23 protein-coding genes are annotated in these 22,341 nt (G+C 58.8%); 7 read left to right on the top strand and 16 right to left on the bottom strand.

The genetic code is table 11. The features are described from left to right. The first annotated feature begins 1 nt into the window (after position 1). Positions 2-670 (top strand): arylesterase, encoded by a 669-nt coding sequence (locus ACXYMP_RS05000; RefSeq protein WP_298567958.1) that lies wholly within the window; start codon positions 2-4, stop codon positions 668-670. Between the two features lie 198 nt (positions 671-868). Continuing rightward, the gene (locus ACXYMP_RS04995) at positions 869-1,456 is read left to right on the top strand and encodes a LuxR C-terminal-related transcriptional regulator (protein ID WP_458904702.1); all 588 of its coding nucleotides are present in this window, start codon (positions 869-871) and stop codon (positions 1,454-1,456) included. 8 nt (positions 1,457-1,464) lie between these two features. On the opposite strand, the gene ccoS is transcribed toward ACXYMP_RS04995, so the two are convergent. The 8 genes from ccoS to ccoN form a co-directional block, all read right to left on the bottom strand. Beyond that, positions 1,465-1,626 carry a cbb3-type cytochrome oxidase assembly protein CcoS gene (ccoS, locus tag ACXYMP_RS04990; RefSeq protein WP_298567964.1) on the bottom strand — a complete coding sequence of 54 codons (162 nt, stop codon included), beginning with the start codon at positions 1,624-1,626 and terminating at the stop codon, positions 1,465-1,467. Between the two features lie 3 nt (positions 1,627-1,629). Further along, positions 1,630-3,828, bottom strand: coding sequence for a heavy metal translocating P-type ATPase (locus ACXYMP_RS04985; RefSeq protein WP_458904700.1), 2,199 nt, complete (start codon positions 3,826-3,828; stop codon positions 1,630-1,632). A 34-nt stretch (positions 3,829-3,862) separates the two neighbouring features. Next, positions 3,863-4,348 carry a FixH family protein gene (locus tag ACXYMP_RS04980; protein ID WP_298567970.1) on the bottom strand — a complete coding sequence of 162 codons (486 nt, stop codon included), beginning with the start codon at positions 4,346-4,348 and terminating at the stop codon, positions 3,863-3,865. A 3-nt stretch (positions 4,349-4,351) separates the two neighbouring features. After that, positions 4,352-5,764 carry a cytochrome c oxidase accessory protein CcoG gene (ccoG, locus tag ACXYMP_RS04975; RefSeq protein WP_458904697.1) on the bottom strand — a complete coding sequence of 471 codons (1,413 nt, stop codon included), beginning with the start codon at positions 5,762-5,764 and terminating at the stop codon, positions 4,352-4,354. A gap of 366 nt (positions 5,765-6,130) precedes the next feature. Continuing rightward, complete coding sequence (ccoP, locus tag ACXYMP_RS04970) at positions 6,131-7,003, bottom strand: cytochrome-c oxidase, cbb3-type subunit III (protein WP_458904695.1); 873 nt, start codon at positions 7,001-7,003, stop codon at positions 6,131-6,133. Between the two features lie 33 nt (positions 7,004-7,036). Further along, the gene (locus ACXYMP_RS04965; protein WP_298568820.1) at positions 7,037-7,213 is read right to left on the bottom strand and encodes a cbb3-type cytochrome c oxidase subunit 3; all 177 of its coding nucleotides are present in this window, start codon (positions 7,211-7,213) and stop codon (positions 7,037-7,039) included. Between the two features lie 12 nt (positions 7,214-7,225). Next, entirely contained in the window at positions 7,226-7,951 is a 726-nt protein-coding gene (ccoO, locus tag ACXYMP_RS04960) for a cytochrome-c oxidase, cbb3-type subunit II (RefSeq protein WP_298567979.1), read from the bottom strand. 14 nt (positions 7,952-7,965) lie between these two features. Further along, complete coding sequence (ccoN, locus tag ACXYMP_RS04955; RefSeq protein ID WP_298567982.1) at positions 7,966-9,567, bottom strand: cytochrome-c oxidase, cbb3-type subunit I; 1,602 nt, start codon at positions 9,565-9,567, stop codon at positions 7,966-7,968. A gap of 217 nt (positions 9,568-9,784) precedes the next feature. On the opposite strand from ccoN, the gene ACXYMP_RS04950 reads away from it, so the two are divergent. Then, entirely contained in the window at positions 9,785-10,624 is an 840-nt protein-coding gene (locus ACXYMP_RS04950) for a universal stress protein (RefSeq protein ID WP_298567985.1), read from the top strand. A gap of 90 nt (positions 10,625-10,714) precedes the next feature. Here ACXYMP_RS04950 and fnrL read toward each other — a convergent pair whose 3' ends face one another. After that, positions 10,715-11,455 carry a transcriptional regulator FnrL gene (fnrL, locus tag ACXYMP_RS04945; protein ID WP_298567988.1) on the bottom strand — a complete coding sequence of 247 codons (741 nt, stop codon included), beginning with the start codon at positions 11,453-11,455 and terminating at the stop codon, positions 10,715-10,717. 77 nt (positions 11,456-11,532) lie between these two features. Between fnrL and hemN the strand changes: the two genes are divergently transcribed. Then, positions 11,533-12,888, top strand: coding sequence for an oxygen-independent coproporphyrinogen III oxidase (hemN, locus tag ACXYMP_RS04940; protein ID WP_298567991.1), 1,356 nt, complete (start codon positions 11,533-11,535; stop codon positions 12,886-12,888). Between the two features lie 13 nt (positions 12,889-12,901). Here hemN and ACXYMP_RS04935 read toward each other — a convergent pair whose 3' ends face one another. Then, positions 12,902-13,651 (bottom strand): alpha/beta fold hydrolase, encoded by a 750-nt coding sequence (locus ACXYMP_RS04935; RefSeq protein ID WP_298567994.1) that lies wholly within the window; start codon positions 13,649-13,651, stop codon positions 12,902-12,904. 87 nt (positions 13,652-13,738) lie between these two features. Here ACXYMP_RS04935 and ACXYMP_RS04930 point away from each other — a divergent pair, with 87 nt between their 5' ends. Continuing rightward, positions 13,739-14,200, top strand: coding sequence for an NUDIX domain-containing protein (locus tag ACXYMP_RS04930; RefSeq protein WP_458904691.1), 462 nt, complete (start codon positions 13,739-13,741; stop codon positions 14,198-14,200). A gap of 67 nt (positions 14,201-14,267) precedes the next feature. On the opposite strand, the gene ACXYMP_RS04925 is transcribed toward ACXYMP_RS04930, so the two are convergent. The 5 genes from ACXYMP_RS04925 to ACXYMP_RS04905 form a co-directional block, all read right to left on the bottom strand. Beyond that, positions 14,268-15,404: a hypothetical protein gene (locus tag ACXYMP_RS04925; RefSeq protein WP_458904689.1), complete on the bottom strand. Its 1,137-nt coding sequence runs from the start codon at positions 15,402-15,404 to the stop codon at positions 14,268-14,270. 204 nt (positions 15,405-15,608) lie between these two features. Further along, complete coding sequence (gene groL / locus ACXYMP_RS04920) at positions 15,609-17,249, bottom strand: chaperonin GroEL (protein ID WP_298568003.1); 1,641 nt, start codon at positions 17,247-17,249, stop codon at positions 15,609-15,611. A gap of 40 nt (positions 17,250-17,289) precedes the next feature. Then, positions 17,290-17,577 carry a co-chaperone GroES gene (locus tag ACXYMP_RS04915; RefSeq protein WP_298568006.1) on the bottom strand — a complete coding sequence of 96 codons (288 nt, stop codon included), beginning with the start codon at positions 17,575-17,577 and terminating at the stop codon, positions 17,290-17,292. Positions 17,578-17,751: 174 nt separating this feature from the next. Then, positions 17,752-18,891 (bottom strand): cytochrome-c peroxidase, encoded by a 1,140-nt coding sequence (locus ACXYMP_RS04910; RefSeq protein WP_458904686.1) that lies wholly within the window; start codon positions 18,889-18,891, stop codon positions 17,752-17,754. A gap of 51 nt (positions 18,892-18,942) precedes the next feature. Further along, positions 18,943-19,611, bottom strand: coding sequence for a DUF2161 domain-containing phosphodiesterase (locus tag ACXYMP_RS04905; RefSeq protein ID WP_458904684.1), 669 nt, complete (start codon positions 19,609-19,611; stop codon positions 18,943-18,945). A gap of 106 nt (positions 19,612-19,717) precedes the next feature. Between ACXYMP_RS04905 and ACXYMP_RS04900 the strand changes: the two genes are divergently transcribed. After that, entirely contained in the window at positions 19,718-20,638 is a 921-nt protein-coding gene (locus tag ACXYMP_RS04900) for a manganese-dependent inorganic pyrophosphatase (protein WP_458904682.1), read from the top strand. Between the two features lie 87 nt (positions 20,639-20,725). On the opposite strand, the gene ACXYMP_RS04895 is transcribed toward ACXYMP_RS04900, so the two are convergent. Then, positions 20,726-21,238 carry a class I SAM-dependent methyltransferase gene (locus tag ACXYMP_RS04895; protein ID WP_458904680.1) on the bottom strand — a complete coding sequence of 171 codons (513 nt, stop codon included), beginning with the start codon at positions 21,236-21,238 and terminating at the stop codon, positions 20,726-20,728. Between the two features lie 149 nt (positions 21,239-21,387). On the opposite strand from ACXYMP_RS04895, the gene ACXYMP_RS04890 reads away from it, so the two are divergent. Next, positions 21,388-22,260: a TIGR01459 family HAD-type hydrolase gene (locus ACXYMP_RS04890; RefSeq protein WP_458904678.1), complete on the top strand. Its 873-nt coding sequence runs from the start codon at positions 21,388-21,390 to the stop codon at positions 22,258-22,260. Positions 22,261-22,341: the final 81 nt, after the last annotated feature.

Here is a 22,341-nt window from a genome sequence, read left to right as displayed (position 1 = left end):
AATGATTACGGTTGGATATGGGGTCTTGGCGCGTCTTTCCAAGGGGGTCGTTGCAATGGTCTTCGTGGCTTTTGCCGCGCAGGCCCAGCCGGTCACGGTTCTTGCGCTGGGTGACAGTCTGACAGCGGGGTATGGGCTTGCCCAAGACGAAGGGTTCGTTCCGCAGCTTGAGGCTTGGTTGAAGGACCGTGGGGTCAGTGCGCGCGTCATCAATGGCGGCGTGTCCGGCGACACAAGTGCCGGGGGGGCTGCGCGCATCAATTGGGCATTGACCCCCGAGGTCAACGCGGTTGTCGTCACATTGGGCGGCAATGACCTGCTCCGAGGTATTCCCCCAGAGGAAACCCGCAAACATCTGAGCCGCATTCTGACCGAGCTGCAAAACCGTGACCTGCCTGCGCTGCTCGTGGGTCTTCCGGGGCCGGCGAATTTCGGGCCTGATTACAAGGCTGCGTTTGAAGCAAACTTCGAAACGCTCGCAGCCGAATTTCAGGTGCCGTTGGAGCCAAACTTTCTGGCCGCAATCACGGATACGCTTGATCCGGCAGACACCGCCCGCCTGTATTTGCAGCCCGACGGATTGCACCCCAACCGTGAGGGCGTGTCCCGCATCGTGGACGCAATAGGCCCAAAAGTGTTGCAGATCGTGCCACAGGCCGCCGTCGAATAGAGCCGATACGACTGTATCGCGCAGGCACTCCCGGCCCCGATCAGACCCTTGATGAGGACGGGCGATCCCCGTTGACCTATACATAGTGACACCTAGGCGACCCTTGAAGGTTGTGCCACTGTTACGCACCACAGCGGCCCCACCCGGCCATAATGGTGCAACCATATGACGCGGAGTGCCTCGGTGAAAACACTCTTGGTGACAGAGGATCCTGGCATCCAGCGCAGGTTTGATACTGTGTTAGGCGACGCCAATTCTGCCCGGCCGGCGGTTTGTGCCACGGCCGAGGCCGCCGAGATCTACCTTTCCCAGAACCGTGATACGCAGCTTCTGGTCGTCGATTTCACGCTTGCAGCGCTCGGAGGGCTGAAAGTGGTCGAGCGGTTGATGAAATCGCGAAAGGCACTTGCCGTGATCCTGCTGATCCCGCCACATTCAAACGAGATCGCGCGCCAGGCTCTTGCGCTTGGCGTTTCGGCAACCGCGCCGACGTCCCTGTCGCAAAAGGCGCTTTCCCATGTGCTGGCCCTAATCCGCGAGGGCCATAACCTGATGCTGCTGCCCCGGTTCGGAACGAGGCAGCAGGGAGCGGCCCACACGCTGTCACGCCGCGAGCTTCAGATTTTGGCGCTTCTGTGTGACGGGCAGCAAAACAAAGAAATCGCGCACGCCTTTGGCATTCAGGAGGTCACTGTGAAAATGCATATGCGCGCGGTGATCCGAAAGCTGGGCGCGCGCAACCGGACCCACGCCGCGATGATCGCGCGCGACCAAGGGCTGGTCTGACACGGCATTCAGTCTTTCGGCGGGGCGTCGTCCCAACGGTCACTCAGGATACGGTGGCTGTCGCCATCCGGGTCGTCATATTGTTCGCTTTTCAGGGTCCAGAAGAAGGCGACAAGCCCCAAGCCACCCAGAAGCAGCGAGACAGGGATCAAATAGACCAGAACGTTCATCACTCAGCCTTTCTTCAGCCGCAACGCGTTCAGCGATACTGACACTGACGAGAATGACATGGCAAGAGCAGCGGCCAACGGCGTGGCCAGCCCCACCAGCGCGATCGGGATGGCGATCGCATTATAGCCCGCTGCGATCGCAAAATTTTCCTTGATCCGGCGCGTCGCAGATTTCGACAGGGTAATCGCGTCGCTCAAGGGTTCCATCGACTTGCCAAGCAGCACGATGTCGGAGACAACACGCGCCGCCTCCAGCGCCGAGGCAGGCGAGATCGACACATGCGCGGCTGCCAACGCGGCTGTATCATTCAGCCCGTCGCCCACCATCAACACCTTTTTGCCGGCCTTGCCCAGACGCGCCACGTATTCAGCTTTGCCTTCGGGCAGGATGTCGGCCTGCCAATCAGCGATACCGACCCGTCCGGCGATATCGGCCACGGCCGCCGGCACGTCGCCTGAAACAAGCGATATGCCCAAGCCTCGGGCTTTCAGTGCGTCGATTGCAGCCTCAACACCCGGCCGCAATGCATCGGTGAAGGTGAACGCCACAGGGCGTGCGCCAGACACCGCCAGATAGGTCGCGGTCTGGCCAACTGCATTGGCCCCAAGCCATTCGGCGCGCCCCAAACGGACAGTCTTGCCGTCCCAAGTGGCTTCGATCCCTTTGCCGGGAACCTCACGCACCGCGGTCACTTTGGCGGGTGTCACGCCCGCGCTGCGGGCAGCTGCGGTCAGCGCCTGCGCCAGAGGGTGGCTTGACCCTTCGGCCAGCGCCAGAGCGATCGACAAATCCTGTGGCTTGTGGCGTTGCAGCGCGTCCATTGCGGGCTTGCCTTCGGTCAGGGTGCCCGTCTTGTCAAAGACGACATGGGTCACTTCGGCCAACCGTTCCATCGCGGTGGCGGATTTCAACAACATGCCCTGTTTAAACAACCGCCCAGACGCCGCTGTCGTAACCGCGGGAACGGCAAGACCAAGGGCACAGGGGCACGTGATGATCAGAACCGCAACCGCGATGTTCAGCGCCAGCCGCACATCACCACCAGAAATCCAGAGCCACGCCAAGAAGGCCGCAAAGGCAAGGATGTGCACAAGCGGTGCGTAAATCTGTGCGGCCTTATCCGCCAGCGAGGTATATCGGTTGCGCGCTGTTTCCGCGATGGCCACAAGATCGGCCATCCGGTGAAGCGAACTGTCACGCCCGGCGGCCGTGACGCGCACCGTCAGCGGGCCGGTCAGGTTCACCTCGCCTGCCGAAACGACACTGTCGGGTGCGGCGGCAACGGGCAAGCTTTCGCCGGTCAGAAGCGACCGATCCAGCTCGCTCTCGCCCGTTTCGACGATCCCGTCCACCGGCACGCGGGCGCCGGGGACCACGCGCACGATGTCGCCTGGGGTAAGCTCGGCGACAGACACCTGTTCGTCGGCCTGACCGTTAACCACGCGGGCAGCGCGCGGCACCTCAAGGGCGGCCAGTTCCTCGGCGGCAGAGCGGGCCACGGCGCGGGTGCGGAAATCCAGATACCGTCCGGCCAACAGGAAGAACGTCAGCGATAAGGCCGCGTCGAAATAGGCATGTTCGCCCGAGTGCATCGTCTCATACAACGACATGCCCAGCGCCAGAAGGATCGCCAGGGAAATCGGCACGTCCATGTTCAGTCGCCCGACGCGAAGCGCAGACCAAGCAGATTTGAAAAAGACCTGACTTGAAAACGCGATCGTCGGAATGGCGATGCCGGCACTGATCCAGTGAAACAAATCACGTGTGGCGTCGGTGGCGCCCGACCAGACAGCGACGCTTAGCAGCATCACATTCATCATCGCGAAGCCAGCAACGCCCAGACGCATCAACAGATCTTTGCCGCGCTTGTCCGTCGCAGTCGAGGTCAGCTGGCCGGGATCAAGCTCGTAGGCTTCGAACCCGATACCGGTCAGGTAATCGGCAAGGCTTTGGGCTTCGAGATCGGGATCGACATCGACCGTGGCACGTTTCAGCGTCAGGTTCACCCGTGCAGCCCGCACCCCCGGCTGCGCTGCCAATCCACGTTCAACGCCCGAAATGCACGCTGCGCAATAAATCTGCGGCAGCGACAGCAGGATACGTTTCGCCTCCATGCCATTGCCGCGATACCCTTCGCCCGCCTGATCTTCGGCGAGGGGGGCAGCGGCACAAGCCGGGCAGGCAGATATCGGGGCAGCCATCAGTCAGATCCTTGTTCGCGCGTTGGTTCCGGCGCTAGTTCGCCGAGATAAAGATCGGTATGCGGCGCTGGAACGTGGTGCCGTTATCCGCCACTACATTCAGTCGCAGGTTCCAGTTGCCTTCCCCCAGCAGACCAACCTGCGCCATGTATGCGCCATTTGATCCCTGACTGAACGCAGGCTCCTGATCTTCCTTCACATGCGTCGCCCGCCCCAGAAGACCATAAAGCGAGGTCACCTCTACCGGTTCGCCCGCTTGATCCTTGATATCGAGGATCAGCGTTTCGCCGTCAACGCGCGCGGCCACATCCCAGCCCAAAGCCTCTTGTGCGGCCTTTTGCTGGTCGAACTGTTGGCTGGCCACGTAAGAGTTTTGAGTCTCAAGCCCTGGAAAGGTGCCGACCGCAGAATAAGCCATGAAAAGGTTCACCCCGATGATGACGGCAAAGGCCGACACCACGATGGCAAGCACGTGTTTGCCCGTCAGCTCGAACTCTTTCTTCTCGGTCTCATCAACCATAGCTTAACGTCCTCTTCCGTTGAACACGGTGTCAAGGTGGGCTCGATCGCCCGTCACCCCATCCACGATCCAAAGGCGTAGCTCGGTGCGGTCCGTCCGTGCGGCCTCTGACCCCGGAGGGGCTATGACATACACGCGCTGCTTTGCCTCGGTATCAGCCGGTGCAACAAGCACAAGCTTGTCGCTGCCTTCCAGCTCTACCGTCATATTGCTGTCATCCGAAAGAGCAAAGTAGTAAGGGCGTTCTTCGCCATGGCGGTTGCGCACGCCAACATCATAGGTGTTGCGGATCGCGCCGTCCGACAGGGTCACATAGGTGGGGTTGCGCACGGGGCGCACGGTTACATCGACCTTCGGGCGAACGAACAGCGCAACCGTCAGCGCGATCCCGACAAGGGCCCAAAGCGTGGTGTAAAGAATGGTGCGCGGGCGCAGCAAGTGCTTGATGACGGGGATCTTGCTGTTCCCGGCCCGCTCGTAAGATTCGTCCTTCAGGGCGAGGTAATCGATCAGCCCACGTTCCTTGCCAACTTTGGCCATCATCTCATCGCATGCGTCGATACAAAGCGCACAGGTGATGCACTCCAACTGTTGGCCGTCACGGATGTCGATCCCCATCGGGCAGACGTTCACACAGGCGTTGCAATCAATGCAATCGCCCAGATCATCACGCGCCTTGCCTTTGCCACGCGGCTCGCCGCGCCAATCCCGGTAAGCGATGGTGATGGTATCCTCGTCCATCATCGCGGCCTGAATACGCGGCCATGGGCAGGCATAGATGCAGATCTGTTCACGCGCGATGCCCCCGAAGAAGAAGGTCGTCAGGGTCAAGACCAGAATGGTCGAATAGGCCAGCGGGTGTGCATTGCCTGTGACCAAATCAACCAACAATGTCGGCGCATCTGCGAAATAAAAGACCCACGCCCCGCCGGTTGCGACGGCGATCACGATCCACAGAACGAACTTGACGAGCCGCTTGCGAACCTTCTCGGCGTCCCATTTCTGACGATGCAACCGCAGACGAGCGTTGCGGTCGCCTTCGACCCAGCGCTCAACCAGGATGAACAGATCCGTCCAGACCGTCTGCGGACAGGCATAGCCACACCAGACCCGCCCCGCGGCAGAGGTGAACAAGAACAGCCCCAATCCAGCCATGATCAACAGGCCTGCAATGAAATAGAACTCGTGCGGCCAGATCTCGATCCAGAAGAAATAGAAACGGCGGTTCGCCATATCGATCAGGATCGCCTGATTGGGCAAGTTCGGCCCACGATCCCAGCGGATCCATGGCGCAAGATAGTAAATGCCCAAAGTGATGCCCATGATCCACCATTTCAGGCTGCGGAACATACCTTTAACCCGCTTGGGAAAGATGGGTTCACGGGCGGCATAGAGGTGTTCTGGGGCGTCAGACATGGACAGATTCCAATCCTGCTTGTCGAGGTAGGTGTTCAGTTAAGAACTATTCTATATTGCAGCCTTGATGTGGATCAAAAAAATCGGTGCTGCAATGCAGAATCAATCGCATTAGTCCTTGATAATTATCAATTTTCCATTTTGTCGCAGTGCCATCAGGTCGCAGCCTGTCAAAAAGCCGCACCTTGGGTCGCCTCTGCGGCGCGTGGGCTGCGCCCTCTTTGGTAGACACAAAGACCCGAACGCGCAATGCGTCCGGGTCTTTGGATTAGGTGGCACCGACCCCGGAGAAACGCGCGAACAGGATCAGGGGTCGGTGCCGTTGACCGGGGTATGAGGCCCCGGAACTTCTGGTTGGCCGGTGGCTTATTCGCCGCCGCCCAACTGGTGAACATAAGCCGAAACAGCGTTGATCTGGCTGTCTGTCAGCTTGCCGCTCCACGCGGGCATAACGCCGAAGGGACCGTTTACGACGACCTCGGTGATTTCGTCCTTGGTGTCGCCATAGAGCCAGATGGCGTCGGTCAGGTTCGGAGCACCTTGTGAGCGATCCCCGGTGCCGTCTTCCATATGACACGCGGTGCAGTTGTCAGCGAACACCGTCGCACCTGCGGCAGCCAGCTCCATATCGGCGTCAGGCTTGGTGACCGGCGACAGCGACATCGCATAGTTAACGACCTGGGCGATTTCTTCGTCGCTCAGATAGTCTTCGCCAAAGGCCGGCATTTCCGAATAGCGCGTGTCGTCATCATCTTCCGACCGGATACCGTGCTGGAGGGTCAACTGGATGTCGTCCAGCGTGCCGCCCCAAAGCCAGTCATTGTCCAGCAGGTTGGGATAACCGACGTTGCCCGCAGCCCCGGACCCGTGGCATTGCGAACAGAAGGTGGCAAACGTCGCGCGGCCGGATTGGATTGCATAGTTATGCAAATCACTGCCTTGTTCCAGCGCGTTCAGATCGGCCGACGCCAACTGGGCCTCCAATTCGCCATTCATGGCGGTGAAGCGATCAATTTCGGCAGCAACTTCGGCGCGGGTCGAATAGCCCAGATAGCCAGCGGTCGCCCCTTTGATCAGTGGCCACGCCGGATAAGCGATGGAATACCACACGCCCCAGATGATGGTCAGGTAGAAGACCCAGACCCACCAACGTGGCAGGGGGTTGTTGAACTCCTGAATGCCGTCCCATTCATGGCCGGTCGTTTCGGGCTCTTTCTTTACAACAGGTTTTTTACTCATTGCCGCAACTCCTCTTGAGCTGAGCGCCCGGGATTAATCCCGGTCACCGGCAGGTTTGTCTTCGTGGCGGAAGGGGATGTTGGCCGTGTCTTCGTGGACCTTGCGGCTGCCCGGGCGAAACGCCCAGACCACCGTTCCAAGGAAGAAGACAAACATGGCCAAAAGCACCCAGCTGTCGGCGATTTCGCGAAACAGTGAATAGGTGTCCATCATCCCAGCTCCTTACCGGCTCGGGTCAGGTGTGAAGGTCGAAAAGTCGACCAACGTTCCCAACATCTGCATGTAGGCGATCAAAGCGTCCATTTCCGAAACACCGGGCTTGCCATCGAAGTTGCGCACCTGCGCCTTCGGATAGCGCGCCAGAAGCCCATCATAGTCGCTGTCAGGATCGGCCTGTGCCAGCCAGTCGGCTGCGGCGTTTTCCATCTGCTCGTCGGTGTAAGGCACACCGACCATCTGATTGGCTTTCAGCAGGTCTTCGATATATGTCGGCTCGATCAGGCGATCCGCCAAGAACGCGTATTTCGGCATCACCGATTCCGGCACGACCGACTGCGGATCCATCAGGTGATCCACATGCCATTCGTCCGAATAGCGGCCACCAACGCGGGCAAGGTCAGGCCCTGTCCGCTTTGATCCCCACTGGAACGGGTGGTCATACTGGCTTTCCGCCGCCAGTGAATAGTGGCCGTAGCGTTCCACCTCGTCGCGCATCGGGCGGATCATCTGCGAGTGGCAGACATAGCAGCCTTCACGCACATAGATGTTCCGACCCTCAAGCTCGAGAGGCGAGTAGGGGCGCATGCCTTCCACGTCCTCGATCGTATTTTCGAGGTAGAAGAGCGGTGCGATCTCTACGATGCCGCCGATGGCAACAACCAGAAGGCTACCGACCATAAGAAGCGTTGCGTTCTTTTCCAGAACAACGTGTTTGTCGAGAATTCCCATGGGTCCTTCCCTCCTTATTCAGCCGGAGCCGTTTGGGCGTCACTGGCAGTTTCTGCTGCCGGCGAACGCTTCACGGTCATCCAAAGGTTGTAGCACATGATCAAAGCACCCGTGAGGAACAGAACCCCACCCATGCCGCGCACCACATACATCGGGAACTTGGCGGCAACGGTGTCAGCGAACGAGTTCACCAGGAAGCCTTGGGCGTCAACTTCACGCCACATCAGACCTTCCATGATCCCGGTCACCCACATCGACGATGCGTAGAGCACGATACCAATGGTGGCGAGCCAGAAGTGCCAGCTGACCAGTTTCTGGCTGTATAGCCCTGCACGGTTCCACAGTCGGGGCACAAGGAAGTAGAGCATCCCGAAGGTGATCATCCCGTTCCAGCCCAGCGCGCCAGAGTGCACGTGACCAATGGTCCAGTCCGTATAGTGGCTCAGCGAGTTCACGGCGCGGATCGACATCATCGGACCCTCGAACGTGGACATGCCGTAGAAACCGATCGACACAACCATCATCCGGATAACCGGGTCGGTGCGCAGTTTGTCCCAAGCGCCCGACAGGGTCATCAGACCGTTGATCATGCCACCCCAGCTCGGCATCCACAGAATGATCGAGAACACCATGCCCAACGTGCCAGCCCAGTCAGGCAGCGCGGTATAGTGCAGGTGGTGGGGGCCTGCCCAGATATACAGGAAGATCAGTGCCCAGAAGTGGATGATCGACAGCTTGTATGAGAAGACCGGACGTTCAGCCTGTTTCGGCACGAAGTAGTACATCATGCCTAGGAAGCCTGCGGTCAGGAAGAAGCCCACGGCGTTGTGGCCATACCACCACTGCGTCATGGCATCCTGCACACCCGAGAAGAGCTGAACAGATTTCGATCCGAAGATCGACACCGGCACAGCCAGGTTGTTGATCACGTGCAGCATGGCGATGGTGACGATGAACGACAGGTAGAACCAGTTGGCCACGTAGATGTGCGGTTCTTTCCGCTTCATCAGCGTGCCCATGAACAACAGCAGATAAGCCACCCAGACGATGGTCAGCCAAAGGTCGGTGTACCATTCGGGTTCAGCGTATTCTTTGGATTGGGTTGCGCCCAGCAGATAGCCCGTGGCAGCCAAAAGGATCACAATCTGGTAGCCCCAGAACACGAACCACGCCAGATTGCCGCCCCAAAGACGCGCACCGGAGGTCCGTTGAACCACATACATTGACGATGTGATCAGCGCCGTTCCACCGAACGCGAAAATCACCGCCGAGGTGTGTAGTGGACGCAGGCGCCCGAAGTTCAGGTATCCTTCGGCCCAGCCGAAGTTCAGGTTTGGGAAGGCCAGCTGGAACGCAATCCACGTTCCGACCAGAAAGCCGACAGCGCCCCAGAAGGCGGTCAAAGCTACACCCACGCGAACGGGGCCATCCATATAACCGGTTTCAACAACTTTTTCTTCACCCACTCGACGCAGCGAGTAAACGAAAAGGCCGCCCGCAATCAACGTTACCAAGATGGCGTGCACCTGGTAGGCGATGTCGCGGGCATAACTTGCAGCGATAGCGGCCAATACTGCGATCAGGCCGTAGATCGCCAATTTTAGGTAATCCCACATTTTGCGTCCCTTCGTCGTTGTCTTTTATCCCCCCCCTCCCACGACGGATGGGGGGCATGTCTTGACTTTTGTCGGTTTCTACCTATCTCTTCCAGCCCGCTTTGATCCATATCAAAACTGCGCCGATGGGCTAGAAAAACCGGGATTGACCCATGTCAAAGCGTCGCAGGCAGGTCGGGGGCAACCTTTAGGTGACGCCAACCCGGAGGGCATTGCCATGGATTACCGCACCATTTCCACGATCGTCACCGAAAAATCATTGGGTCAGGTGGCCCTGCAGGCTGCCATGACCATTTCGGCCCAGCACGAGGCCCATCTGGATGTCTTGTGCCTTGGGATCGACCAGTCGCAACAGGGGTTCTACTATGCAGGGGCCTCGGCGATGGTGGTTCAGGACAACTTGGCGCAGGCACGCGAGGACGCCCTCGCGCTTGAAAGCCATGTTCGGCAGGCAATTACCGGGCACGCCTATCCGTGGTCCACATCGGCATTGACGGCACAGATGGTGGCCCTGAACGGCCTGATCGCACATCGCACCCGGTTTTCAGATCTGGTGGTGATGCCGCGCCCGTATGGCGAAGGCCGCGGACACGACGCCGAAGCCCTTGTCGAAGCGGCCCTTTTCGAAGGCCGCGTGCCGGTGATGGTGATGCCCGACGACGCGCAATACCCGACGACCGTGCGCAATGTGGTGGTCGCTTGGAATGAAAGCCCGGAAGCGTTACGCGCAATTCGACTGGCACTGCCGCTGCTGAAACAAGCTGATATGGTGTCGATTGCGGTCATTGACCCACCCCAACACGGCCCTGAACGGTCTGACCCCGGCGGGGCGCTGAGCCAGATGCTCGCGCGCCATGACATCAGGGCAGAGGTGTCGGTTCTTGCCAAGACGATGCCGCGCATCTCGGACATCCTGAATCGGCACGCCCGTGACAAGGATGCAGATTTGATTGTCATGGGAGCCTATGGCCACTCGCGATTCCGAGAATCAATTCTGGGTGGTGCGACGCGCCACATGCTGGAAGTCGCTGAAGTTCCCATCCTACTGGCCCACTGAACGCAGACTTAAAACCAGAAAGGGCGCCGCTTTGGCGCCCTTTCCTGTTGTCTTCCGGGCCACCTGCCCGCTTTTGTCCGGTCCAACGGGTCAGGTGATGGGGCCACCATCAACGTCGTCACCGGTTTCAGCGATAAGTGCCTGAAGATCGGGAATGATCACACGGCGCTTGCCTTGCAGTTCGATCACTCTGGATTTTTTCAGGGCAGAGACCTGTCGGCTGACCGTTTCAAGCGTCAGGCCAAGGTAATCCGCCATCGCCTCGCGGGTCAGGGGCAGTTCGAAGCTCATCCCGTCGCATGGCGCGCGCATGTGCAAAGACGCGTCCCGGCGGGCCAGAATTGCAACGAGGCTTGCTATTTTTTCGCGCGCTGTCTTGCGGCCAAGCACCAGCATCCATTCGCGTGCGCTGTCCAGTTCATCCAGCGTCATCTGCAAAAGCCGCGTGCCGATCGCGGGCGTCTTTTCCATCATGTCTTCAAAGGGTTTCTTGCGAAAACAGCACAGCGTCAGATCTGTTACCGCGACCACATCGAAGGGTGCGGAGTTACGGCCCGGTCGCCCAATGAAATCAGACGGCAGCAGCAGCCCAACCATCTGGGTGCGTCCGTCTTCCATGGTCTGGCTCAGCGTGGCGATGCCGCTCACGACGCTCGACACAAACTCCATCGGGTCACCTGACCAGATCACGGGCTGGCCAGCTTCGAAGGTGCGGTAATACTTGATTGCGTCAAGTTGCTCCAGCTCGTCAGGCTGGCAGCGCGCGCACACGGCACGGTGGCGAATTGGGCAACTGCCACAATCACGGGTGTTAAAACTGATCTCGTTCATGTCTTTTTTAACAAGAGAGGTATCTTGTTTGATCCTGATCAAAGTTGCGCGCGTCGTTCTCGGTAAACCCTATTCGAATGCAGACCTCTCCGCAACTCAAACGCCTTGGTCTTTTTGACGCGCGCGTGCCCCGCTATACGAGCTACCCAACCGCCCCGCATTTCAAAGCGGGCTTTGGGCCTGAAACGCTTTCCGAGTGGATCAGTGCAATTCCGGAAAATGACACGGTATCGTTATACGTGCATATTCCTTTCTGCCGCAGATTGTGCTGGTTTTGTGCCTGCAGAACACAGGGCACGTCGACCTCGGAACCTGTCGCGGCATACCTGAACAGCATCAAGCAAGAACTTGCCACCATCAAGGATCTGCTGGCCCCTGGGATCAAGCTGGAACATCTGCACTGGGGTGGCGGGACGCCGACTCTGTTGCAACCTGACATGATCGCTGATCTGACGGACGCCATTCTGACAACGACCCCGTTGGCGCAGGATGCGCAGTTCTCGGTCGAGATTGACCCCTCTGAAATCGACGGGCCACGGCTGGATGCTTTGGCAAAAGCCGGGATGAACCGCGCGTCGATCGGGGTGCAGGATTTCGACCCGATGATTCAGGAGGTCATTGGCCGACCACAAAGTTATGAGATCACCAAAGAGGCCGTCGACGGTTTGCGCGCGCGTGGCATCGACAGTCTGAATATGGATATTCTTTATGGGCTTCCGCATCAGAATATCGCGCGGGTCACGGATTCGGTCGAGAAACTGATCAGCCTTGGCCCAGATCGCGTGGCTCTGTTTGGGTATGCGCATGTGCCATGGATGGCGCGGCGCCAGACGCTGATCCCGACCGAAGCGCTGCCTTCGGCCGAGGAACGGCTGGAGCTTTACAACACCGCGCGCGATTTGTTTGTCGCCAGTGGCTATGACGAGATTGGCATCGACCACTTTGCCCTACCTTCGGACGGGCTGGCCAAGGCGCATAAAGCGGGCACGATGAAACGAAACTTTCAGGGGTATACGGAAGATGCCTCGCAGGTGTTGATCGGTGTCGGGGCAAGCTCAATTGCGCGCTACCCGCAGGGCTATGTGCAAAACGAACCTGCCACATCGAAATATCAAGCCGCCGCCCGAGACGGAAATTTAACAGCCGCCAAAGGCCACTCGTTTACGCCCGACGACATCGCGCGCGGCCGCGTGATTGAAGAGCTTCTTTGCTATTTCAAGGTGGACTTTGCAGCCTTGGCCAAAGAATTGGACCGGCCCATCGGTTGGTTCCTTGCGCTGGTCGATGGCTTGCCAGAGGCCATGCCGGACACGACGGATCTAACGGACAATGTGCTGACAATCCGTGAGGGTGCACGACCGTTGGCGCGTATGATCGCGCGCCATTTCGACGCCTACGAGGTGAATGAAAGCGGACATAGTCAGGCGGTTTGATGCCGCCAGACGCTTATTTGTCCTTCCTGCGATAGCCCGCGTCTACGGCGATCCGGTCCAACACGTCTGCGATCGTCAGCCCGTGCTCAAACGCGCCGTCTTCGAGGAACCGTATCACTTGGGCGATCACCAGCGGGTTCACCATCATGAACGTGTGCGTCACGGGCAGCACGATATGGTCATTCATCCCGTCTATCCGGGTGCTGTCTACGGACACTTTGCCATCATCTGCGCCTTCAATGACCGCTGAATAGATCGGGTTAAGCGACCGGTTGCCGGCAATGACACCAAGTTCAAACGCGGGCAGCTCGATCCTGTTTGGCAACGCGTTGTCGCCAGTGCCAAGCTGCAGCCCCGCCGGCCCCATGATCCAGCCGAACGCCTCCAGATCCCCGAAGGCGTCGATCAGCTCTGACCCTTTGTTGGGCGGGGCCAGCATCACGACGCGCCCCATATCGTCGGGTCTGTTGTCCTGCAACCAGACGCGCGCAAGGATGCCCCCCAACGAATGGGTGACAAAATGCACTTTCTGCGACCCGCAGGCGACCAGAGCAGGCGGGATGGCTGCCTCGACCAGGACACTGATTTTCGCTTTGGTTGATGGATAGCCCAGATTGACGACCGTATAGCCCTCGGCGCGCAGTGATTCCTCCATCACCCACAGCGAAGACGGCGACCGGGCCAATCCATGCAGCAGAACGACACAATCTGCTCGCGCGGGCATGGCCAGCGCGGCGACGAAACCTGCAACAAGGGTCATCATCCGAAACATACGTTATAGATAAGCACCCAAGACGCCGGATGCGAGTGGTGGGTTGTCACAGGGGGCAGGATGCGCAAATCTTGGCGCATGCCCATCCGTTTCAAAACGCCCCGCGTTGCTGTTCGCGGTCTTATCCTGCATCGCAACCGCCTGTTGCTGGTCAACGCCTATGCTGGCGGTGTCTCATCGTTGATGTGTCTGCCCGGTGGTGGTGTCGATCCGGGTGCCAGCCTTCCTGACAACCTGATGCGCGAAGTGCATGAGGAAACCGGGCTGACGGTTTCGGTTGGGACGCCTGCTTTGGTCAACGAATTTCACGACCCGGACACCGGCTTTCATCAGGTCGAGATTGTATTTCGGTGCCGCCTGGAGGCCGGACAGCTTGACGCCGCCTGGCAAGACCCAGAAGCAATCGTGACTGAACGTCGCTGGGTCAGCCGGGACGAAATGGCGGATTTATACGTCAGGCCGCTTTCCCTGTCCGAACTGGCGTGGGGCGATGCGGCCGGGGTTGCACGCTATGACGCGCTTGAAACCATCGTGCGATAGGCAGATTTGTGACATAGAACGCCCCCGCACCGTTGGCCGGGGGCGTTTGTTGGGCAAAGGCGTTGGGCTAGCGGACCTCCGTATGGAACCCCGGCGCAAACCAGCGGATGATCAATGCGCCCGCGCCAGTGACGGCTACCGCCAAGGTCGCAATCCAACCGATATAAGGGATCAACGCCAGCACTGAAATCGCCACCGCGCCAACCAGTGCGGCGATCGCGCGCTCTGCGAGTGTTTCGGGCAGTGGGCGGTTGGCCACACCCAGCACGCCCACACCAAGAATATAGGTGCCGATCACATAGCCTGCGATGCCCAGCAGCACGGCTAGCACAATCGAGGCCGGCACAAGCAGAAGGCCAATCCCCGTCATTGCGAACAAAAACAGCGACCCCGCCAGCGCAGAAATAGACAGGAACCCCATCCAAAGCGCCCGCACAGGCGTTTCAAGCGTACGTGACCGCAGAGCCATAAGAAAGACCGGCGCAAGCGCTGCAAGCGCTGTCGCCATCGCTGTCAGGATCAGGATCGAACTGATCTTGCCGACCAGCCAACTGCCCCAGCCGTATCTGGACCGATCAAGGGTTGCACCGCCATTGGCATCAGCACGTGCATCGAACTCATCAATGCTGTGACGTTCGATCCGGTCCGCCGAGATGACCGAAGCCGGCACGATGATGTCATCAGGATCCTCAGAGTAAAGAAATAGCGTTCCATCAATGCGCGCGCCTTCTCCGAAGGTGATGTTGTCGGTTGCAAAGCTTGCATCACCGGCAATCTGAGTCGTCAGGAGTATGTTTTCTGCCCCGATCAGGGCACTGTCACCAACCGCGCCATTGACCTCGACGCGTTGGGCGGCGACCCGCAGGTCACCCTGCACAGCCTCACCGACCAGCACCGTATCTCCGATAAGCTGCGCATCGCCGCCAATGGACCCCGCGACGTTGACATTCATGCCAGCGGCATAAAGGTTTTGCCCAACCGTCGCCGAGATCGATACCGACCGTCCCCCGGCATGGGCGCTGCCGCCGACGGGCGCCGAGACCACGACAGTGTTGCCCGCGACAAAGACGTCGTCCACGCCCTCGCCTGTCAGGGTCACGTTGTCACCGGCCATGTAGACGTCATCGCCGAAGCGATAGACCTCTTGCGCGGTGGCTGGAACTGCAAGAAAAGTGAGAAAGAGCAAAAGAATGGATTTAAGCATGACTGTCCCCGCCAATGAGTCTATGTTACTGCTGTTAACATAGGGAGGCACGCTCCCCTTTGCAACGGACCGTTATGAAACTTATAGCACAAATGAAAAGGGCGCCCAAGCGAGCGCCCTTTGTAGTTTTTGTCTGGGTCGCAGTCGGCAGATTGGCCTTGCGGCCAATCGCCTGTCGCAATCGAATTCCTTACGGAATTCGATTTACATCATGCCGCCCATGCCGCCCATGTCGGGCATGCCGCCGCCAGCTGGGGCATCTTTTTGCGGCTTATCGGCCACCATGGCTTCGGTGGTGATCAAAAGACCGGCGATTGAGCCTGCATCTTCCAGAGCTGTCCGTGTCACCTTGGCCGGATCAATGACGCCGAACTTGAACATGTCGCCATATTCTTCGGTCTGCGCGTTGAACCCGAAGGTCACGTCGTCGCTTTCGCGGATCTTGCCAGCAACCACGGCACCGTCGACACCAGCGTTCTCAGCAATCTGACGCAGCGGCGCTTCCAGCGCTTTCATCACGATGCTGATACCGGCGTTCTGGTCCGCGTTTTCGCCTTCCAGACCGACAAGCTTTTTGCCAGCCTGAACCAGAGCAACACCGCCACCGACGATCACGCCTTCCTGCACGGCTGCACGGGTCGCGTTCAGAGCATCGTCAACACGATCTTTGCGCTCTTTCACTTCAACCTCGGTCATGCCGCCAACGCGGATCACGGCAACACCGCCTGCCAGTTTGGCAACGCGTTCTTGCAGCTTCTCACGGTCGTAATCCGACGTGGTTTCTTCGGCTTGGGTGCGGATCTGAGCGACACGCGCTGCGATCTCGGCCTTCTCGCCAGCACCGTCAACGATAGTCGTTTCGTCTTTGGTGATCTGGATTTTCTTGGCCGAACCCAGCATATCCATGGTCACGCTTTCAAGCTTCATGCCAAGATCTTCCGAGATCACTTGACCACCGGTCAGGATCGCGATGTCTTGCAGCATGGCTTTACGACGATCACCGAAGCCCGGAGCCTTGACAGCAGCGATTTTCAGACCGCCGCGCAGTTTGTTGACAACCAGAGTTGCCAGCGCTTCGCCTTCTACGTCTTCTGCGATGATCAGCAGGGGTTTGGTCGACTGAATGACCGACTCAAGCAACGGAACCATCGGCTGAAGCGACGACAGTTTCTTTTCGTGCAGCAGGACAAGGCAATCGTCCAGCTCGGCAACCATTTTGTCGGGGTTGGTGACGAAATAGGGCGACAGGTAGCCGCGGTCGAACTGCATACCTTCAACAACGGTGGTTTCGGTTTCGAGGCCTTTGTTTTCCTCGACCGTGATCACGCCTTCGTTGCCGACCTTTTGCATCGCGTCTGCGATCTGACGGCCGATTTCCGACTCGCCGTTGGCCGAAATGGTGCCAACCTGTGCGACTTCATCGGAGTCTTTGACTTCGCGGGCCATCTCTTTGATGCTCTCGACGACTTTTGCAACGGCGGTATCAATGCCGCGCTTCAGGTCCATCGGGTTCAGGCCAGCAGCAACCTGCTTCAGACCTTCGCGAACAATCGCCTGGGTCAGAACGGTGGCTGTGGTGGTGCCGTCGCCGGCTTCGTCATTGGTGCGGCTGGCGACTTCTTTCACCATTTGCGCGCCCATGTTTTCGAACTTGTCTTCCAGTTCGATCTCTTTTGCGACCGTCACACCGTCTTTGGTGATGCGGGGGGCACCGAACGACTTGTCCAGAACCACGTTACGGCCCTTCGGGCCAAGGGTCACTTTGACAGCGTCAGCGAGGATATTGACGCCACGCAGCATTGCGTTGCGGGCATCGGTGTCGAACTTTACGTCCTTAGCAGCCATTTAGCTTACTCCTGGAAATACGTGTAAATCGGTCAGACGATCAGGCAATGATGCCCATGATGTCGGATTCTTTCATGATCAGCAGCTCTTCACCGTCGATGGTGACTTCGGTGCCGGACCATTTGCCGAAAAGGATTTTGTCGCCTTCTTTGACGTCCATTGCGATGCGGTCGCCGTCGTCGTCCTTGGCGCCAGCGCCGACAGAGATAACCAGGCCTTCGGCCGGCTTTTCTTTCGCGCTTTCCGGAATGATCAGGCCGCCTGCTGTTTTCTCGTCGCTTTCGACGCGGCGGACCAACACGCGGTCATGCAGTGGTGTAAATGCCATTTGCTGAGACTCCCTAAGCTCAGTTTCAGTTCTCTTAGCACTCACCGGATGCGAGTGCTAACGGCGAAGAGTTAGGGAGTCATTTGAGGGGTGTCAAGCAATCGGTCAAGAATTCTGCCGCGCCACCGCCAAGCCCCGGCATTTGGTCTGGGCCACAGCAGTCTGTGTGGGGTCTTATTCCTCTAGAAGATGTTCGTATCGCGCGTCGGTCAGCGTCTTCATGAACGCCACCAGCGCGTCAATCTGCTTGTCATCCAGCGCCGGGCCGTGAATCAATTCCGTCACCGCGAGGTTTTGCGGGATTTCGGGCATGACCCAAGGTTTCCCTGTTTCAGGGTTGATCTGGCGCGCCTTATCCAGCGTGTTGTATTTGTTATAAAACAGCACGACGGTGCGCAGATCCTTGAACACACCATTGTGCATATACGGGCCAGTCACCGCGACATTGCGCAAGGTTGGCACCTTATAGCGCCCGCCCGCATCTGCGGTGTTGATGTCGGGGTTTGCCAACAAGCCAAGATCCGGCCCTTCGACCCCATTCGCGGCGCGCACGGCTGCGTTCACGGGGGTGCCGGTGTTGTGGTATTCATAGTTGCTGAACGTCTCGTTGGGCGCAACTGCCGAGGGGTGGAGTTGGTGGCACAGACTACAATTCGTGGATTGCTCGGAAAAGAACAGTGTGCGGCCCAGTTCTTCTTCATCCGTCAGCTTGGCATCCCCGCGCAACATGCGGTCATATTTACTATCGAACGGTGAGAACAGATCCGTGCTTTCGAACGCCGCAATGGCCTGCGTCATCGCAGCATATGCAGAGGCATCGTCGTTCCAGATGGTGTCACCAAACAGCGCCTTGAACGCGGCCACATACCCCGCGTCCTCGGCCAGTCGTGCCACGACCGATGCCTGATCCGGCATCCCCATTTCGATCGGGTTCAAGGGTGGCTCGCCCGCCTGACCGGCCAGACCTGCTGCGCGCCCGTCCCAAAACATTCCGCCGCGCCACGCGCGTTCGGCCAACTGCTCAAAATCCGGCGTAAACTTCGCATAGGCTGCGGTCGGCGCGGAACGGTCGCCAAGGCTTTCTCCATCGTCGCCCAAAGACACCGCGCGGCCCATTTCCGTTTCACGCGGATCAACGAAGCCATATTCCGGATCGTGACACGTTGCGCAGGATTGCGTGCGGTTCTTTGATAGATTCACATCGAAAAACAGCGCCTCACCCAATTCTTCAAGGCTATCGAACGCGCCTGCGGGCAAGGCGGTGGCGGTCAAGAGGATCAACGACAGGACATTGCGCATCTGAGGGGGTTCCATTGATGTTTCGGTCACATTGCCGAAACGGCATGGGTTGCGACTTGACCCTGATCAAGCCTTGTCACTGGTTCCCTTGACGGCGGTGTGGCCCTGGACCGTCAGGCCGTAAACGCCACGCTCGACCCGCTCAAACCACCCATAGTGATTGATCGCCATCATCCGGGTCGCGGTCTTGACGCCTGTGGCTTTCGCCAGCGCTGCGCCCCTCATCGGCCCCTGTTGCGCCAGACAGGCTGCCAGCTTCTCGGCATCCTGCCGATACGCCGTCACGATCTTGCCGTTCGTGCCACCGGTGTTGGGGTCACCGTCACGCCGGGCAAATTCAGACAGAAGCCGCGCGGATTTTATCTTGGATTTTCGGGGCTGGAACGGGCCGGGATCGGCATGCACCTGCACCAGCCCGTCTTTCAGACGCACCGACAAAACTCCCAACCCAAGCCGCTTGCATAGGCCCACATTGCCCTTGAACGTGCGCCAGCCGAGTTTGCCCGCCCAACGCGGCACGGCCACATAGACCGCGTCTGTCACCGCCTGCCGTGCGACCGCCTGTTGCAAAAGCGTCAGTGAAAATCCCGCTTTTAGCTCCACAATGACTGGCGCGTCGTCACCCCGCAGGGCCACGACATCAGCGGGTCCAACTTCGGATTTCACCTCATAGCCCAACCCCTCCAGCCAGGATTTCACGGGGGCATAAAGCTCGGTTTCGGCAGGTTTTGACATACACAAACCTTAACCGCAGCCCGCAGGGGCGAACAACCCGTGACAACCCGCAATCCCGCTCTTATAAGTCGCGCGAACAGCTTTGAATCAAAGACGGATGATGCACATGACCACCCTTGTTTTCGGCCACAAATCCCCTGACACCGACTCGACCGGATCGCCCATCATCTGGGCGTGGTATCTGAACGAGATCAAAGGCAGCAACGCCGAGGCCGTTTTGCTGGGCGAACCCAACACCGAAGCCGCATGGCTGCTGCACCGCTGGGACCTGCCCAAGCCGCGCATCATTGCGGACGTGGAAGACGACCAGCCCTGCGTCATCGTCGACACCAACAACCCGGCCGAACTGCCCGCCAATATCAACGGCGCAGACGTGCAGGCCATCATCGACCACCACAAGCTGGTGGGCGGGCTTGAGACCAAAGGCCCGATCGACATCACGATCCGCCCGCTCGCCTGCACCGCGACCATCATGTATGATCTGATGGGCGACGACGTGGCCAAAATGCCCGACTGGGTCAAAGGCGCGGCCCTGACCTGCATCCTGTCGGACACACTGGAATTCCGCTCGCCCACCACCACCGACCGCGACCGCGAAGTGGTGAAGGTTCTGGCGGATGATCTGGGTATCAACATCACCGACTACGCCGCCGAGATGTTCGCCGCCAAGTCGGACGTGTCGGAATTCTCAGACGCCGAACTGATCCGCATGGATTCAAAGGAATACGAAGTCGCAGGCACCAAATTCCGTGTCAGCGTTCTGGAAACCACCGCGCCAGAAATCCCGCTGGGCCGCAAAGCCAGCCTGATGGAGACATTCAAAACCGTCGCCGCCGAGGACGGTGTCGATCAGGTGCTTCTGTTCGTCGTGGACATCCTGAAAGAGGAGGCCACCCTGCTGGTCCCCAACGACGTGGTAAAAACCGTGGCTGAAAAGAGCTTCGGCGCGAAGGTCGAAGGCGACGTGGTTGTCCTGCCGGGGATTATGAGCCGGAAGAAGCAGATTATTCCGAATTTGGCTGTCTGAGGCCGGTTCACATGTTGAATGCGAAGGCCCGCGCAATTGCGCGGGCTTTTCTTTGACCGCAGGCCAGCTTTAAGCCCAACGGGCATACTAAGCTCTAAGAGCGAACAAATATCCACGCTTGAAAAGCTCAAACGTCCAGTCGCAGCCGTGATTTGATATCACTCGCTCAAAACCACTGATGTTGGTCGCTTCATCTGCAATCAGAATCCAGCCAGCGGCATCAACATGGTCCAGCAATCGCTCCAGAACCGACAAACGGCGTTGTTCGGAAAGCATATGCAAAGTTCGGTCAATCAGAATGTCATCGAACATGCTGTCAGGCTCGTATTCTGTGATGTCCGCGACGACGCCCTCAACGGCCAGATCTTCCTTTTTGGCTGCGGCTATGAGGTCGCGGATACCATTGGGAGAGATATCCACGCCGACAACTCTATGGCCCTGCCGCGCCACGAACAGAGCATCCCGACCTTGCCCGCACCCAACATCAAGAACTCGAAGGTGCGCGCGTTCGAGTTGGCCGAAAAAATCCACCACCACTTTTGTGGGGTCTCCCAACGCGTCCGGAGCCTTGCTGTATAATTTGTCGTAATCGTAAGTCATGTCTATGCAGATAGTAGATAATGTTGTCAGAGCCTAAGTGAAATGTTTCGTGAACGGCAGCAGGTTCCAAGCGACGCCATTGAATCCCGATCCCCCTAGCCACCTCCGTCCCCCTCTGCCATATCTTTCTTTCACGAAGGAGACCCACCATGACCCGTATCATCGAACGCCTCAGCGAAGTTTCCACCAACTACGACGCCTATTTCGTGGACCTCTGGGGCTGTGTGCATGACGGGGTGCATCCTTACACCGACGCAGTTGACGCTCTCCGGCAGGTGCGGGCAAATGGCGGTTTCGTCGTTCTTGTCACGAATGCCCCGCGCCACCGGACCTCGGTCGAGGGGCAGTTGGATCAAATCGGTGTGCCGCGCGATTGCTGGGACACAATCGCGACCTCGGGCGACAGCGCGCGGGCGGCGATGTTCACCGGTGCGGTTGGAAATAAGGTGTGGTTCATGGGCGAGGATCACGACCGCAGCTTCTTCGACCCGCTCGCCCTTATCGACAACCCCGTCGACATAGAAGAGGTCGCGCTGGACAAAGCAGACGGCATCGTTTGCTGTGGCCCGTTTGACCCGCACGCCCATCCCGACACCCTGCGACCCCAGCTGTTGCTGGCCAAGCAAAAGGGGCTGAAACTGCTCTGCGCCAACCCCGATATCGTCGTGGATCGTGGCGAGACGCGGGAATGGTGCGCGGGCGCCATCGCGCAGCTTTATACCGAGATGGGCGGCGAGAGCCTCTATTTCGGCAAGCCCCATCCGCCAATCTATGACCTTGCCCGCCGCCGCATGACCGCCGAAGGGCGCGCGGTGGATGACAGCCGTATCCTTGCCATTGGCGACGGCATCCTGACCGATATCAAAGGTGCGCAGGGGGAGGATATTGATTCTCTGTTCATCACTGGCGGGCTGGCGCGGGACGAAACGCAGACACATCGACAACCGGATACAGACGCGCTGGGGCGGTTTGTCGCGGCAGAAATGGTCACGCCGACATTTGCAATCGGCTACCTGCGCTAGGCTCCGATACGCTTCCAACGTTATGAAATTGGACTGCTGGGAGTGGCGCACGGTCGGCACGTTGACTGTGCTGCATAAATC

Source organism: Aliiroseovarius sp. CAU 1755 (genome assembly GCF_054482655.1).
This window is presented reverse-complemented; position numbering and strand designations above follow the sequence as displayed.